Genomic DNA, 15,170 nt, shown 5'->3' with positions numbered 1-15,170 from the left:
GGGCCAGTCAACCGACTGGCCAAACCTTATGATCGCCGATCACCAAGATTTGGCGGTCATTGCCCTGCGCCACTTCATGCCCGCCGGTGAACGCTCCAAACGCCGGCAACAGGCTTACTCGCCTGCCGATCTGGAAGCATGGCAGGCGCAAGCTTTGCCGAGCCTTGCCGCGCAGGCGATAGACCGGATGCACATGCCCCGCCAGTACGTGGTAATCGGCATGCGCGTGCGGTTCGTGCTGTAGCGCAAAGGGGCCTATCAGCAGCGGCTCTGTTACCACGTCGATCCTCAGGCCCAAGGGCGGGTCGCCTGCACGTTTGTCGTGATTGCCGCGAATCAAGGTGATGTGCAGCGCCCTGTTGCGTGTACGCCAGGCCTCCAGCGCCCGCAGCGTACCGCTGGCGTGAGAGCCGGGTCCGTGCAGGAAGTCGCCGAGGAAGATCATGTGCGTGCAGGGGTACGCTGACAGCAACCGATCCAGCCGCAGCAGGTTGTCGGTGGTGGTGCCCTGCGGCACCGGCTGCCCCAGGCTGCGATACGCCGACGCTTTGCCAAAATGCGCATCGGCAATCAACAAGCACTGGCGCGCGGGCCAATACACCGCTTTGTCCGCCAGCAGCCATAATTCCTCGCCTTCCAGCGTCAGTGAATAATGCATCAGCGCTTCCCATGATCCGCGACGTGCTCCAGATCCTTGACCATCCGTGCAATGCGCTCCGACAGTTTTTCCGAGCTGAGGCTTTCGCGCATGCGCTCTACCAGCAGGGGGAAAGCCAGGGGCGTAGGACGCTCGATGACGTGCAGGTCCAATTCCAGGGTCGAGAGGTGGCGCAAGGTCTCTTCCAAACGACGAATATCCAACTCATTGCGCAGGACTTCTTCCCCGGCTTGGGCCAACAAGAGGTTCTGCGGGTCGTACTGTTTGAATACCTCGAAGAACAATCCGCTGGAGGCCTGCACCTGCCGCGTGCTTTTGGGCGCGCCCGGATAGCCGGCGAACACCAGCCCGGCAATGCGGGCGATTTCACGAAAGCGCCGCAGGGCCAGCTCGCCGGCGTTGAGGCTGGCGGCAACATCCGTCAACAACTGCTCCGGGCTCAACAGTGCGTCATTCAATACACCCGGCCAATCCACGGGCGTGGCGCTCAACAGTTCCAGCCCATAGTCGTTGACGGCAATCGAGAAGGTCACAGGCTGCAACTGGCTGACCCGCCACGCCAGCAGGCTCGCCAACCCCTGGTGGACCTGGCGCCCGGCGAACGGGTAGAGAAACAGGTGCCAGCCTTCCCGCGACTTCAGCGTCTCGGCCAGCAAGTGCTTGCGGGTCGGCAAACCGGACCAGCGTAACTGGGTGCGCAGCAATGGTTGTACCGCCACCATCTCCGGGCCGTCAAAATGCCCGTGCGCGGCGGCGTCAAAACGCTCGACCAGGGCTTGGGCCAGCTCGTTGGAGAGTGGCATGCGCCCGCCATTCCAGCGCGGCACGGCGGCTTTTTTCGCGGTGCTGCGGCGCACATAGGCGGTCATGTTTTCAACACGTACCAACTCCAACAAGCGCCCCGCAAACAGAAAGCCATCCCCCGGCTTGAGCCGGGCAATAAAGCCTTCCTCGACACTGCCCAGGTTTTTGCCGCCGCCGCCCTTGCTCCAGAATTTCAGCTGGATACTGGCATCGCTGACGATAGTGCCCACGCTCATGCGATGCCGACGTGCCAGACGCGCATCCGGGACGCGCCAAATGCCGTGCTCGTCAGGTTCGACGCGACGGTAGTCCGGGTAGGCCGTCAGCGACAGGCCGCCATGGCGCACAAACCCCAACGCCCAGGCCCATTCAGCCTCGGTGAGTTCGCGATAGGCCCACACGCTGCGCACTTCAGCGAGCAGCGCATCGGGGGTAAACCCGCCGCCCAATGCCATGCTCACCAAATGCTGTACGAGCACATCCAAAGGCTTGTGGGGCGATTCGCGGGCTTCGATACGGCGCTGGGCGATCGCGTCCTGGGCAGCGGCCGCTTCCATCAGCTCCAGGCTATGGGTCGGCACCAGTGTTACCCGCGATGGCCGCCCCGGTGCATGGCCGGAGCGCCCGGCGCGTTGCATCAGGCGGGCTACGCCTTTGGCCGAGCCGATCTGCAGCACCCGTTCCACCGGCAGGAAGTCCACACCCAGGTCCAGGCTCGACGTACACACCACGGCCTTGAGCTGGCCGTCTTTCAGTGCCCGTTCCACCCAGTCACGGGTTTCCCTGGCGAGCGAGCCGTGATGCAGGGCAATCAACCCGGCCCAATCAGGGCGCGCTTCGAGCAAGGCCTGGTACCAGATTTCCGCCTGCGCCCGGGTATTGGTAAATACCAGGCAACTGCGGCTGGACGCCACCTCCGCCACGACCTGCGGCAGCATTTTCAAACCCAGATGTCCGGCCCATGGAAAACGCTCGGTCACGGCGGGCAGCAAGGTGTCGACAATCAGCTGTTTGGCGGTTTGCCCCTGCACGTTGATTCCTTCGCCGTGTGGGACCAATACCTCCAGGGCGTGAGCCTGATTACCCAACGTCGCCGAAATCCCCCACACCACCAACTCGGGATGCCAGCGGCGCAACCTTGCCAGCGCCAGTTGCAGCTGCACGCCACGTTTATTGCCGATCAGTTCGTGCCATTCATCCACGATGACCATGCGCAGGTGCCCCAGGCTTGTCTCGCTGTCGGCCCGCGCCAGCATCAGCGTCAGGCTTTCCGGGGTGGTCACCAGCGCGGTGGGCTGACGTCGGGTTTGCCGGGCGCGTTCGCTGCTGCCGGTATCGCCGGTGCGCAGGCCAACGCTCCAGGGAATCTGCAAGGCTGCCAGCGGCGCCTCAAGCGCCCGCGCGGTGTCGGCAGCCAAGGCGCGCATGGGGGTGATCCAGAGTACGGTCAGTGGTTCGGCAGGTGGTTTGCGTTTGCCCGTCACGGGTGGGCGGGTGATGGCGAAGCGGTTAAGCGCGGCAAACCACAGGGCGTAGGTTTTACCGGCCCCGGTGCTGGCATGCAGCAGGCCCGAGCGGCCTTGCTTGACTGCACGCCACACGTCTTTCTGGAAGGCGAACGGCTTCCAGCCTCTGGCGGCAAACCATTGCCTGGCGAAGTCGAAGTGAGGGGCCATGCGACGGCTGACGCTCTAAGGGGCTTATTCCACAGACCCTCCCGCTGCACCAAAGGTTTAACTAAAGCGCCACGGCGCAGTAGTGCAGTTGCGAGCCGTTGGCCTGGCCGATGGTGCGGCAGGCCGGCGGCAAGGGTTGCGGCTTGTCCAGGCGTTGCACCAGATAGAAGTTTGCTGTCGTCGGCAGTTGTTGCAGGTTCTTGCGGTGACGCGCCCAGCCAGCGCTGTAAAATTCGGCCGAGTATGAGCGCGAGCCCAGGTAGATCAAGTCACCAGGGGCTGCGGCCTGTTGCTCTTTCCAGAGCGCCACGATGGCTACCTGGTTCTGGGGGCGGTCGGCTGCCTTGCCGCTGATGATCAAGGCGCAGCCTGTCACCGGCAACGCCAATGCTACGGCAGCGATCACGGCCGCGCGCATGTGCCGGCAGATCACGTCGGCGAGCAATACCGCCCAGGCCGGCAGTGCGGGCAGTACATAGGTCCAGAGAATGTTGGTGGACATGGTGAAAAACACCGGCGCCGAAGCCGCCCAAGCCAGCACAAAGATGAAGTATTCGGGCTGCCTGCCAAGGTGCCCGCGCAGCTTCGCCAGCAGCGGCAAAAAAAGCGCCCAGGGCATGAGGCCGGCCAACAGGTGCAGCCAGATCATTCCCAGCGGCTGGGCATGGGCGCTGCCATATAGATCGCCCTGCCATTGGCTGATGACATAGCGGCTGAAATGCTCGCCGACGATGAAGTATTCCAGGAACCCGGGGGTTTTCTGTTCTGCCAGCCAGTACCAGGGCAGGGCCACGGCAAGCGTCAATACGCTGCCGGACAGCCAGGGCAGACCCAGCAGGCGGCGCCAGTGGGCGGTGACCGCCAGCCATATGGCGGCCGGCAGCGTTATCAGGACCAGGGCCAGCGGGCCTTTGGCGAGCAGGCCCAGGCCTAGCCCGAAAAAGCCGGCCAGGGCCCACCCGCGCTCACCGTGCATCAACCCGCGCCACAGGCCCATATGTGCGAGCAGCAGGGCGAACGCCAAGGCTCCGTCGGTCAACACGGCGCCGCTGGAGAGGAACCCGAGGCTGCACGTCGAATAGATGATCGCGGCCGTCAATCCGACCTGCAGGCTTCGCTCCTGGCTGGCGAAGCGCACGATCAACAGGCAGCTGGCGGCGTGCAGTAACCAGCTGGAAAAGCGGCTGGCGAATTCCCCGATTCCGAGCACTTTCATGCTCAGCGCCTGCACCCAGAACGACAGTGGCGGTTTGCCCCAGAACGGTACGCCGTGATCGAACATTGGCGTGATCCAGTCGTTGGAGGCGAGCATCTTGCGGGCAATTTCCGCGTAGCGCGCTTCCGATGTGTCCATGAGTGGATACAGCCCGAGCGTCCCCAGGCGCACCAGCAGTACGCCAAGCAGGATTGCCCAGAGCAAGCGAATGGAAACGGAAGGGTTCATACCGTTAGCCTCACAAGTGGATAAATGAGTTCAAGGTTGATCGCGTTTGCACAGGGATTTTGGCCTGGGGCTGACCACCATCAGGACCCGGCCGACGTACTCGCCCACCACGGCGGTGCCCAGGCACAGCAGCAGGATTGCCTGCAGCAGCAGATGCTGAGGGGTCAGTTCGCCAAACGTCGCCACGCCGGCGATCCACAACGAGCCGAGCAGAAAGCTGATTCCGCTCAAATAGCTGTACATCCGCAAGGGGCGGGTAGAGAACGCCAGAATCGAGTCCGCTCCCAGGTTCAGTAACGACAGCGACGACCATTTGGACGTGCCCGCCTGGCGCGGCTTGCGGTCGTAATTCACTTCGGTGGTGGGGTAGCCGAGCCAACTGACCAGTATTTTCAGGACGCCGGCGTTGTCGTCCATGGCGCGAATGGCGGCCAGCGCATTGGGTCCGATCAGGCGGAAATCGCTGACTTCCCTGGGCACATCGAAGTCATCGATCAACTGGTCCATGACGGCGTAGTAGAGCCTGGCCGTCGTGCGTTTGAGCCAGGAGTCGCAATGCCGCGAGCGGCGCTGCATGTTGACGATTTCAAAGCCCTTGCGCCACTCCTGCACCATTAACGGGATCAACTCGGGTGGGTCCTGCAGGTCGCAATCGAGGATGATCACTGCACGGCCCCGCGCTTCGTTGATACCTGCGCGCATGGCGGCCTCTTTGCCGAAGTTACGGTTCAAATGCAGGCTTCTGGTTCGGGCATCCAGGGAATAACGGTCGATTATTGCGGCTGTTTCATCTTGGCTTCCGTCATTGATGTAGAGCACTTCGGTAGTTATTTTTAATTGTTCAACGATGGCCATGAGGCGCGCGTGAAATTGCGCCAGTACGCACTGTTCGTTAAAGCAGGGAATCAGCAGGGTAAGTTCTATCGGCGGTGGAGGATCACTGGGGGTGTGCGCGCTTGATGTCATGTTTGAATACCCAGAAATGATTGATCGTAAAACCCTGCACGGTCACGGCTGCGATTGCCGTTAGTTGTGCGAGATGTGGATGCACGCCCCAGAAGGTCAGTAACCCGACGATGAGCGTGTTCGCGACCACTTGGCTGGCCGCTGTGACGGCAAACCGCACGCCAATGCACTGGCGCCCGGCGAATACCCAGTGCCTGTTGAGGCAATAGGCGGTCACGGCCCCGCTGATGCCTGCGCAGAGTGTTGAAATGACCGGGCCGCCCCCCTTCAGCAAACAGGTAAATATCACCAGGTGGACTAACGTGGCGATGCAACCGGACCCCAAGTAGCGAGTTAATAATTCGAGTGTGTTTGGCATGCCGGGAATGTATAAGGTCGAATGTGAATCAAATGTCACGTTACGTAAATATGGCGAGCGATTGTTGTAGGAATTTAGTTAGTTGCTGAAGGAATAATCTTTGCTGCGTGTATGAATTTGGAGTTGGCTCTAATGGATATATTACTGGTGGAAGATGATCACGTATTGGCAGGTTCGCTGGGGGATTATCTGGCCGAATTTGGTTACGACGTAGACTTCGCTCGCGACGGTCGAAGTTGCCTGGAACGTGTTCGCAAGCATGAATACGACCTGATTGTGATGGACGTCGCCATGCCTCGGCTGAGCGGGTTTGATACCTGCCGCCAATTACGCAACGAGCAGGTTCAGACCCCGGTCATCTTTTTGACTGCACGTGACGCGCTGCCCGACAAGGAAGAGGGCTATGCCGTCGGCGGCGACGACTACCTGGTAAAACCGTTCGAGCCCCAGGAGTTGTTATGGCGCATTCGTGCGCTGATGCGCCGGGGTGCCCCGCGTCAGTCGCGCAGCCCAAGGCAGCTGGGTGACCTGGTGCTTGATTCGACTGTGCAATCCTTGAGTCACCACGGCATCGTCACCGTGCTGCCAGCGCTCCAGTTCAGCCTGCTGAGCCTGCTCGCCGATGCGGCACCGCAGCCCGTCAGCCGGCGCAAACTCGAGGCAGCGCTGTGGCCCGAAGGCGATCCGCCCGAGAGCGACGCACTGCGCACCTACATCTACCGACTCCGGCAAGCCCTGGGCAAACCCCATGGCAACGATCTGATCCGCACCGTCCACGGCAAAGGGTATCGCCTTGCTATTCCCTACTGACTCGTTTTTTGCGCGCATCCTCTATGCGCTGCTGCCGTTCATGGCGTTGATCACGTTGTTTTACAGCCTGCTGATCTGGGCTGCGGTGATCCTCACCGAGGACTACATTGTCTCCAGCTACCTGAACCTGGAGGCGCAGGCGTTCCAGGGCAAATACGCCCAATCGGGCCGCGCCGCCGCGATGCCCAATGCGATCTACCTCCAAGGCTACTGGTCGACGGACGCCAACCTGCCCGCTACGGTCGGACACCTGCCCGTTGGCCACCATGAGATCGAGAAGGAGGACATCCATGTGCTGGTCAGTGAGGTGGCCGGCGAAGCGGCGTTGCTGGTGCTGGTCATGGATGAATCCAGCCTCAGCCAAACCGAAGGCTATCGTGGGCAGGTCTTCGGGCTGTTGTGCGCGGTGGCCGGCTTGATCCTGATCCTGGGCGCGATCCTCGCCATCGCGATTGCCCGGGCCATTGCCCGGCCGGTCAGCCAATTGGCGGCGCAGGTGGCTGGAGCACCCGACGGACCGCCCTGTTTCAGCGGGGTTGAGCGCCAGGACGAAATCGGCACATTGAGCCGCACGCTGTCGTCACTGGTGACCCAGCAAAACGCGGCGCTGCTGCGCGAGCAAGCGTTTACCCGGCACGTCAGCCATGAGCTGCGCACCCCCCTGAGTATCCTCAACAACAGCCTGGCAATCCTGCGCCTGCCGGGGTGCGGGGCGGACAAAATGGCGCGCAGCCTGCAGCGTATGGAAGGAGCGCTGGCCGGGATGAAAATGACGATTGAGCTGTTTCTGAGCCTGGCCCGGGCGCCACGTCAAAGGGCGCCTGAAGCGATCGACCTGGGTGCGGTCGTCGTCGAGCAGATCGAAAAGTATCAATGGCTCTATCCGTTTGCCGCAGGCGCCCTGACATTTACCGGCGCCGCGCCGTTCACCCTGGCGGCCCACGAGGCAATTGCCCGCAGTGTGGTGGAGAACCTGCTCGGCAACGCGGCTCAGCATGGCGCCGGGAAAGTCCGGGTCATCCTCACCGAGCAGCGTTTGGTCATCCTCAATAACCATGACGAGCAGTGCCTGTCACAGGGCTACGGGTTCGGCCTGGAGATCGTTGCCCGCGCCTGCGCCCATACTGGCTGGCAGCTCGACACACGGCGCACGCGTCATACGTTCCGGGCGTGCATCCGTTTCACTTGAGATTGCCGCTGAGGAACTGCTGCAAACGCTCGCTCTTCGGATGGCCGAGCACATCCTCCGGCGTGCCTTGCTCTTCCACCAGGCCCTGGTGCAGGAACAACACCTGGCTCGACACCTTGCGTGCAAAGCTCATCTCATGGGTGACCATGATCATGGTGCGACCTTCCTCGGCCAGGCCCTGGATCACTTTCAACACTTCGCCCACCAGCTCCGGGTCGAGGGCCGAGGTCGGTTCGTCGAACAGCATCACCTCGGGCTCCATTGCCAGGGCGCGGGCGATGGCCACCCGTTGCTGCTGGCCGCCGGAGAGAAACGCCGGGTACTGATCGGCCACGCGCGCGGGCAGGCCGACTTTTTCCAGATAATGCCGGGCACGGTCCTCGGCGTCCTTCTTGCTGCACCCCAGCACCCGGCGCGGGGCCATGGTGATGTTTTCCAGCACGCTCATGTGGCTCCACAGGTTGAAGTGCTGGAACACCATGGCCAGCCGCGTGCGCAGGCGCTGCAGCTCGGCATCGTCGGCCACGCGCATGCCGTCGCGGTCGCTGACCATGCGGATCGGCTGGCCATCGAGGGTCATGGCGCCGTCGTTGGGGGTTTCCAGGAAGTTGATGCAGCGTAAAAAGGTGCTCTTGCCCGAGCCGCTGGCGCCGATCAGGCTGATCACGTCACCGGTCTTGGCCTTGAGCGAGACACCTTTGAGCACCTCATTGTCGCCATAGCGTTTATGCAGGCCTTCAACGGTCAATTTGTACATGGGGCGTGCATCCTCAAGGCGAAAGTAGATAGCCGCTACGGTAGGCCTCTAAACCTGCGACATGGCCAATGACCATCCCGGCAGTGGCCATGCGGCGTAGCGAACGGGCGTAAAGCAGGCCGGCCTTCTGGCAGTGCACGGGCGTTACGCGGTCGGTAATGGGGTCGATGATGTCGGCGATCAGTTGCCCGGCTTCCAGGTATTCGCCGGGCAGGGCGCGGAACACCAGCAGGCCGCCGACGGGCGTGGCGATCGGCTCGACGCCGGCCAGCGGGGTGGCCGGGTAGGGCAGGTCGGGTAGCGGCGCGACGTCGCCGGCGATGGCGCCGAAGTGGATCAGATAGTCGATGATCGCCTGGCAATCGAGGCTCGCCAGGCCGTGGTTCACATCACCCTGACCGCGCAGTTCGACGGTCACCGAAAAGCTGCCCAGGGGAATCGGGAAGCGCTCGCCGAAGCGTTGCTGCAACTGCCACCAGACCAGGGTGAAACATTCATCGAAGGATTGCCCGCCCGAATCGGTGGCGAGCAAGTTGGCTTCCGAGCCTATGTAGCGCGCCAGCGGTTCCACCTGCGGCCAGGCCTCGGGCGTGGTGTACAGGTGCGCCACGGCTTCGAAGTCGCAATGCAGGTCCAGCACCATATCGGCATCGCACGCCAGGCGTTGCAGCACCAGGCGCAGGGACTGCAATTGCGTTTGCGCGGTGTGCTCCGCGAGGGCAGCGGACAGTGCCGCGCGGATCAATCGCGCATTGTGCTGTGGGTCATCGCCGAGCAATGCCTCGACCTGGTTACCCACCGCTTCACTGAGGTCGATAAACAGGCGATTGAAATTCTGCCCGCTCTCCAGCTCGTAGCGGCCCAGTGGGATGTCCATCAGCACCTGTTCCAGGCCCAGCGGGTTGGCCACCGGCACCAGCACGATTTCACTGCGCAGGCGCCCGGCGGCGGCCAGTTCGGCCAGGCGCACCTTCAAGTGCCAGGCCACCAGCATGCCCGGCAGCTCATCGGCATGCAGCGACGACTGGATATAGATCTTGCCCCCGGCCCGTTCGGGGCCGAAGTGGAAACTGTGAACCTGCCGCGCCGTACCTGGCACCGGCGCAATCAGTTCATGGACCTGATGACGCATGCGAACTCCTTAGTGGCTCGGCCCGAGAAAGGCCAGCCAGCGGCGCTCCGCCAGACGAAACAGACCGACCAGGGCAAAGGTCACGGTCAGGTAGATCAGCGCAGCGATGCCGAATGATTGAAAGGTCATGTAGGTGGCGGAGTTGGCGTCCCGGGCCACCTTGAGAATATCCGGCACGGTCGCGGTAAACGCCACCGTGGTCGAGTGCAGCATCAGGATCACTTCGTTGCTGTAGTAGGGCAACGAGCGGCGTAGGGCCGAAGGCATGATCACGTAGGCATACAGCTTCCAGCCGCTCAGACCATAGGCCTTGGCCGCCTCGACTTCGCCATGGGCCATGCTGCGGATCGCCCCGGCAAAAATCTCGGTGGTGTAGGCGCAGGTGTTGAGGGCGAAGGCGAGGATGGTGCAGTTCATCGCGTCGCGAAAGAACGCATCCAGCAACGGCTGCTCGCGCACGGCGGCGATGCTGTAGATGCCGGTGTAGCAGATCAGCAACTGGATATAGAGCGGCGTGCCGCGAAACAGGTAGGTATAGAACTGCACCGGCCAGCGCACCCAACGTTTGCGCGACACGCGGGCGATGGACAGCGGGATCGACACCAGGAAGCCAATCACCAGCGAGGCGCTGAGCAGCCACATGGTCATGGCCAGCCCGGTGATGTGCTGGCCATCGCTGTACAGGAACGGGCGCCAGTATTGCTGCAAGAGCTCGATCATCGCACCGCCTCCCGGGACCCGGCGGAGTAGCGCCGCTCAAGCCTGCGCAACACAAAGTTGGAGGCGCTGGTAATCAACAGGTAGATCAACGCGGCGACCACCAGGAAATAGAACAGTTGATAGGTACTCTTGCCCGCGTCCTGGGCCGCCTTGACCAGGTCCGCCAGGCCGATGATCGACACCAGCGCCGTGGCCTTGAGCATCACCATCCAGTTGTTGCCGATGCCCGGCAAGGCAAAGCGCATCATCTGCGGGAAGGTCACGTAGCGAAACCTTTGCCCGCGCTTGAGCCCGTAGGCGGTCGCTGCTTCCAATTGGCCGCGGGGCACGGCGAGGATCGCGCCGCGAAAGGTCTCGGTGAAGTAGGCACCGTAGATAAAGCCCAGGGTGATAACCCCGGCGCTGAATGGGTCGATCTCGATGTAGTCCCATTCCATAAAGTCGGTAAAGCCGGTCAGCCAGATTTGCAGGCTGTAGAAAATCAGCAGCATCAGCACCAGGTCGGGCACGCCGCGAATCAAGGTGGTGTAGAGCTGGGCGGGGATGCGCAGCAGGCGCAGGCTGGACAGTTTGGCGCTGGCGCCGAGCAGGCCGAGCACGACGCTGACCGCCAGGGAGGCGACCGACAGCTTTATGGTCATCCACGTCCCTTGCAGCAACAACGGGCCGAACCCCTTCAAGCTGAAGGCACCCAGCCCCAGGGTTTGCAAAAGATCTTCAAACATGAATTCAGGACCTATGGCGATAAAAAAGCGCCCACCGGAGCCGGTGGGCGCCAGGGTGTTATTTACCGCTGTACAGGTTCAGGTCGCCGAAGTGTTTCTTCTGGATGGTGGCGTAGGTGCCATCATCGTGTAACGCTTTGATACCTTTATCCAGCAAGGCCTTGAGGTCTTTGTTACCTTTTTTGATACCGATCGCGGTTTTCGACGGCAGCAATGGGTCATCGATCGCCGCGCTGACTTCATAGCCGGCACCGGCGGGCGACTTCAAAAAGCCCAGTTCGGCTTGCAGCATGTCCTGCACCGAAGCGTCCAGGCGCCCGGAGGTCAGGTCGGCGTAGACCTGGTCCTGGTTGGCGTAGGCCTTGGTGGTCACACCGGCTTTATCCAGCACAGCCTTGGCGTAGGCTTCCTGGATGGTGCCTTGCTCGTAGCCCACGGATTTGCCCTTGAGGGACTCCGGCGTGGAGAAACCTGCACCTTTCTTGAACACCAGGGACGTCGGGCCGGAGAACAGCTCGGAGGAGAAGTCGATGGCCTTTTCACGGGCTGTGGTCACGGTCATCGACGAAATCACGCCGTCGAACTTGTTGGCGTTGAGGCCTGGAATCATGCCGTCAAAATCACTTTCGACCCACTTGCACTTCACTTTCAGCTCGGCGCAGATCGCATTGCCCAGGTCGATATCGAAGCCCACCAGGCTGCCGTCGGCGGCTTTGGATTCGAATGGCGCATAGGATGGATCGACACCAAAACGCAGTTCCTTGTATTCCTTGGCCAACGCGGAACCTGCGGCCATGCACAGAGCCAGTGCAGAAAGGGTCAGCAATGCTTTTTTCATTATGTAATCCCTTGAAACCAAGATAAGCGCTTGTGGCGCGATTAGGACTGTTACTGAACGGTGTCAGACGCAACATCGGTAGCAATTTCTGAACCATAGTTCCGAATGTTCGTTTTAATAGGTAGGAATCTAGAGATCTGAGTTTAGGAGATGCCCGAAAGCGGGCACTGAAAATTCAGCGCACCATTTCAGATCATACGAAGATCAACTGTGGGAGCTGGCTTGCCTGCGATGGCGGTGGGTCAGTCAGCCCATGTGTCACTGAGCGACCGCTATCGCAGGCAAGCCAGCTCCCACAGAACTCGTGGTGTTTTCGGGGGAAGAGTCAGGCCAGCAAATCCTGCAATGTGGCCAGGCTATCCGCCTCATCCACCGCCTTATCCTGCCGCCACCGCAACATCCTCGGAAATCGCACCGCAATCCCGCTCTTATGCCGCTTGGACAAGGCAATCCCTTCAAACCCCAGTTCAAACACCATGCTCGGCGTCACGCTGCTGACCGGGCCGAATTTTTCCACGGTGGTCTTGCGCACAATGGCGTCGACCTTGCGCATTTCTTCATCGGTGAGGCCGGAGTAGGCCTTGGCGAATGGCACCAGCGTCCGCTCGCCGCCAGGGGGGCCGTCCCACACGGCAAAGGTGTAGTCGCTGTAGAGGCTGGCGCGCCGGCCATGGCCACGCTGGGCGTAGATCAACACCGCATCGACGCTGAACGGGTCGACCTTCCACTTCCACCACAGCCCCATGTCCTTGGTGCGGCCCACGCCATACAGGCCTTGGCGATCCTTGAGCATCATGCCTTCCACGCCGAGGCTGCGGGAGGCTTTGCGTTGTTCGGCGAGGTCGTCCCAGGTGGCGCCGCTCAACAGCGGCGAGGGTTGCAGCACGGGTTGGTTGCACTGGGCAATCACCTGCTCAAGCTGGGTTCGGCGTTCGGCCTGGGGATGGCTGCGCCAGTCGTCGCCTCCATGCTCCAACAGGTCGTAGGCCAGGACGATCACTGGGGCGTCTTCCAATACTTTCTTGCTCAACGTCTTGCGTCCGATGCGCTGTTGCAGCAGGGCAAAGGGCTGCACCGCGTCTTTCCACACCACGATTTCGCCGTCGATCACCGTCCCATCGGGCAAGCCGCTGACCAGGCGGTGAAGTTCGGGGAAGCGTTCGGTGACCAGTTCTTCGCCGCGGGACCATATCCACAGGCGGCCCTCGCGCTTGACCAACTGCGCACGGATGCCATCCCACTTCCACTCCACCTGCCAGTCGCCGGGAGCGCCGAGCACAGTGTCGAACTGCTCCACCGGTTGGGCCAGCCCGTGGGCGAGAAAAAACGGATAAGGCTGCCCGCCACGTTGCGCATGCTCGTCGGCCGATTCGGCGGCGATCAGCTTGAGGTAGCCCTCAGGCGTAGGGCGGTTGGCCATATCCGTGTAGCCCACCAGTCGCTGCGCCACGCGCTTGCTGTCGAGGTCGGCCAGGGCAGCAAGGGCGCGGGTCACCAGCAGTTTGGACACGCCTACGCGAAAGCTGCCGGTGATCAACTTGATGCACACCATCAGGCTCGGTTGATCCAGCTGTACCCACAGCGCAGGCAGGCGCTCGGCCAATTCCAGGGGTGGCAGGCCGCGCAGGGGCAGCAGTTTTTCTTCCAGCCAGGCGGCCAGGCCGTCCTCTGAGGTGTAGGGCGATTCCGGCAGGAGCAGGGAAATGGTCTCTGCCAGGTCGCCGACCGATTGGTAACTTTCTTCGAACAACCACGGCTCGATACCCGACGCCTCGGTGGCCATGTCCCTGAGCAGGCGCGTCGGCACCAGTTGCCGGGGCCGCCCGCCGGAGAGGAAATACACGGCCCACGCCGCATCCGCCGGCGGCGCCTGGCGGAAATAGGCCTGCAAGGCGGCGAGCTTGGCATTGCTGGAGGTGGTGGCGTCGAGGTTGGCGTACAGCTCGGCGAACGCTTTCATACGCCAGCCTCTTCTTCGTCATCGCCGTACTCGGTAGTGAACCCTTGGGCGTCGAGGCCTTTTTCCCGCAGGTGACGGACCAGTACGCCCACAGAACCGTGGGTGACCATGACCCGCTCGGCGCCGGTTTGCTCAATGGCCCACAACAGGCCGGGCCAATCGGCGTGGTCCGACAGCACAAAGCCGCGGTCGACCCCACGCCGCCGCCGGGTGCCGCGCAGGCGCATCCAGCCACTGGCGAAGGCGTCGCTGTAGTCGCCGAAACGCTTGATCCAACTGCTGCCGCCAGCGGAGGGCGGGGCAATGACCAGAGCTTGGCGCAGCAGTGGATCGGTCTTTTGAAAGTCCCCGGCGTAGAGGGTTTCGGGGATATAAATGCCAGCCTCGCGGTACACCCGGTTCAAGGGCTCGACTGCGCCGTGGCTGAGAATCGGGCCGATGCTGGCGTCGATACCGTGGAGGATGCGCTGGGCCTTGCCGAAGGAATAACAGAACAACACGCTGGCCTTGCCGGCGGCGATATTGGCCTGCCACCAATCGTTGATCCCGGCGAAGATCTGCGCCTGTGGCTGCCAGCGGTAGATCGGCAGGCCGAAGGTGGATTCGGTGATAAAGGTGTGGCAGCGCACCGGCTCGAACGGCGCGCAGGTGCCGTCGGGTTCGACTTTGTAGTCGCCGGAGGCCACCCAGACCTCGCCCCTGTATTCCAGGCGCACCTGGGCCGAGCCGAGCACATGCCCGGCGGGGTGAAAACTCAAGGTCACGCCGTGATGGTTCAGCGGTTCGCCGTAGGCCAGGGTTTGCAGGTTGATGTCCTGTCCCAGGCGCGAGCGCAGGATACCTTCGCCGGGGGCGGCGGCCAGGTAGTGCGTATTGCCGGTGCGGGCGTGATCGCCATGGGCGTGGGTGATGACCGCACGTTCCACCGGGCGCCAGGGGTCGATGTAGAAATCGCCGGCGGGGCAGTAGAGGCCTTCGGGGCGGGCGGTGACAAGGTCCATGGGCGTGCCTGGGGCGATGGGCTTATCAGTTAGGAGGGAAGTAAGACTTGAGAAGTTCTATCTGAATGCAGGCAGAACAAATGTGGGGGCTGGCTTGTGTGGGAGCTGGCTTGCCTGCGATGCAGACACCTC

Annotated in this window: 14 protein-coding genes; 2 read left to right on the top strand and 12 right to left on the bottom strand. The window is 62.2% G+C overall.

Annotation, left to right across the window (positions count from 1 at the left end; translation table 11 throughout):
* Positions 1 to 7: 7 nt before the first annotated feature.
* The 5 genes from pdeM to B348_RS0126695 all read right to left on the bottom strand — a co-directional run bounded on the left by pdeM (position 8) and on the right by B348_RS0126695 (position 5,906).
* Complete coding sequence (gene pdeM, locus B348_RS0126715) at positions 8 to 658, bottom strand: ligase-associated DNA damage response endonuclease PdeM (protein WP_017739093.1); 651 nt, start codon at positions 656 to 658, stop codon at positions 8 to 10.
* Positions 658 to 3,138 carry a ligase-associated DNA damage response DEXH box helicase gene (locus B348_RS0126710; protein ID WP_017739092.1) on the bottom strand — a complete coding sequence of 827 codons (2,481 nt, stop codon included), beginning with the start codon at positions 3,136 to 3,138 and terminating at the stop codon, positions 658 to 660. Before B348_RS0126710 ends, pdeM begins: the two co-directional genes overlap by 1 nt.
* Before the next feature lie 61 nt (positions 3,139 to 3,199).
* Complete coding sequence (locus tag B348_RS0126705; RefSeq protein ID WP_017739091.1) at positions 3,200 to 4,582, bottom strand: glycosyltransferase family 39 protein; 1,383 nt, start codon at positions 4,580 to 4,582, stop codon at positions 3,200 to 3,202.
* A 30-nt stretch (positions 4,583 to 4,612) separates the two neighbouring features.
* Positions 4,613 to 5,548: a glycosyltransferase family 2 protein gene (locus B348_RS01000000130345; protein ID WP_081609294.1), complete on the bottom strand. Its 936-nt coding sequence runs from the start codon at positions 5,546 to 5,548 to the stop codon at positions 4,613 to 4,615.
* The gene (locus B348_RS0126695; RefSeq protein WP_017739089.1) at positions 5,520 to 5,906 is read right to left on the bottom strand and encodes a GtrA family protein; all 387 of its coding nucleotides are present in this window, start codon (positions 5,904 to 5,906) and stop codon (positions 5,520 to 5,522) included. Before B348_RS0126695 ends, B348_RS01000000130345 begins: the two co-directional genes overlap by 29 nt.
* 132 nt (positions 5,907 to 6,038) lie before the next feature.
* Between B348_RS0126695 and B348_RS0126690 the strand changes: the two genes are divergently transcribed.
* Both B348_RS0126690 and B348_RS0126685 read left to right on the top strand, forming a co-directional pair.
* The gene (locus B348_RS0126690; RefSeq protein ID WP_017739088.1) at positions 6,039 to 6,716 is read left to right on the top strand and encodes a response regulator transcription factor; all 678 of its coding nucleotides are present in this window, start codon (positions 6,039 to 6,041) and stop codon (positions 6,714 to 6,716) included.
* On the top strand, positions 6,700 to 7,905 hold the full coding sequence (locus B348_RS0126685; protein ID WP_017739087.1) for a HAMP domain-containing sensor histidine kinase: 1,206 nt from the start codon (positions 6,700 to 6,702) through the stop codon (positions 7,903 to 7,905). The genes B348_RS0126690 and B348_RS0126685 overlap by 17 nt, the downstream gene beginning before the upstream one ends.
* On the opposite strand, the gene B348_RS0126680 is transcribed toward B348_RS0126685, so the two are convergent.
* The 7 genes from B348_RS0126680 to B348_RS0126650 all read right to left on the bottom strand — a co-directional run bounded on the left by B348_RS0126680 (position 7,898) and on the right by B348_RS0126650 (position 15,038).
* Positions 7,898 to 8,662 carry an ABC transporter ATP-binding protein gene (locus B348_RS0126680; RefSeq protein WP_017739086.1) on the bottom strand — a complete coding sequence of 255 codons (765 nt, stop codon included), beginning with the start codon at positions 8,660 to 8,662 and terminating at the stop codon, positions 7,898 to 7,900. The two genes, B348_RS0126685 and B348_RS0126680, sit on opposite strands and share 8 nt — an antisense overlap.
* 13 nt (positions 8,663 to 8,675) lie before the next feature.
* Entirely contained in the window at positions 8,676 to 9,794 is a 1,119-nt protein-coding gene (locus B348_RS0126675) for a succinylglutamate desuccinylase/aspartoacylase family protein (protein ID WP_017739085.1), read from the bottom strand.
* A gap of 9 nt (positions 9,795 to 9,803) precedes the next feature.
* A complete protein-coding gene (locus tag B348_RS0126670) occupies positions 9,804 to 10,514 on the bottom strand; it encodes an ABC transporter permease (protein ID WP_017739084.1) in 711 nt (236 codons plus the stop codon).
* The gene (locus tag B348_RS0126665; protein ID WP_017739083.1) at positions 10,511 to 11,239 is read right to left on the bottom strand and encodes an ABC transporter permease; all 729 of its coding nucleotides are present in this window, start codon (positions 11,237 to 11,239) and stop codon (positions 10,511 to 10,513) included. The genes B348_RS0126670 and B348_RS0126665 overlap by 4 nt, the downstream gene beginning before the upstream one ends.
* Before the next feature lie 58 nt (positions 11,240 to 11,297).
* Positions 11,298 to 12,077, bottom strand: coding sequence for a transporter substrate-binding domain-containing protein (locus tag B348_RS0126660; RefSeq protein WP_017739082.1), 780 nt, complete (start codon positions 12,075 to 12,077; stop codon positions 11,298 to 11,300).
* Positions 12,078 to 12,402: 325 nt separating this feature from the next.
* A complete protein-coding gene (locus B348_RS0126655; protein ID WP_017739081.1) occupies positions 12,403 to 14,037 on the bottom strand; it encodes an ATP-dependent DNA ligase in 1,635 nt (544 codons plus the stop codon).
* The gene (locus B348_RS0126650) at positions 14,034 to 15,038 is read right to left on the bottom strand and encodes a ligase-associated DNA damage response exonuclease (RefSeq protein ID WP_017739080.1); all 1,005 of its coding nucleotides are present in this window, start codon (positions 15,036 to 15,038) and stop codon (positions 14,034 to 14,036) included. The genes B348_RS0126655 and B348_RS0126650 overlap by 4 nt, the downstream gene beginning before the upstream one ends.
* Between the last annotated feature and the right edge of the window lie 132 nt (positions 15,039 to 15,170).

Origin of the sequence: Pseudomonas sp. CBZ-4 (assembly GCF_000346755.1) — a bacterium.
Lineage (GTDB): Bacteria > Pseudomonadota > Gammaproteobacteria > Pseudomonadales > Pseudomonadaceae > Aquipseudomonas.
The sequence above is the reverse complement of the archived record's forward strand: the minus strand, read 5'-3'. Positions and strand labels throughout refer to the sequence as shown.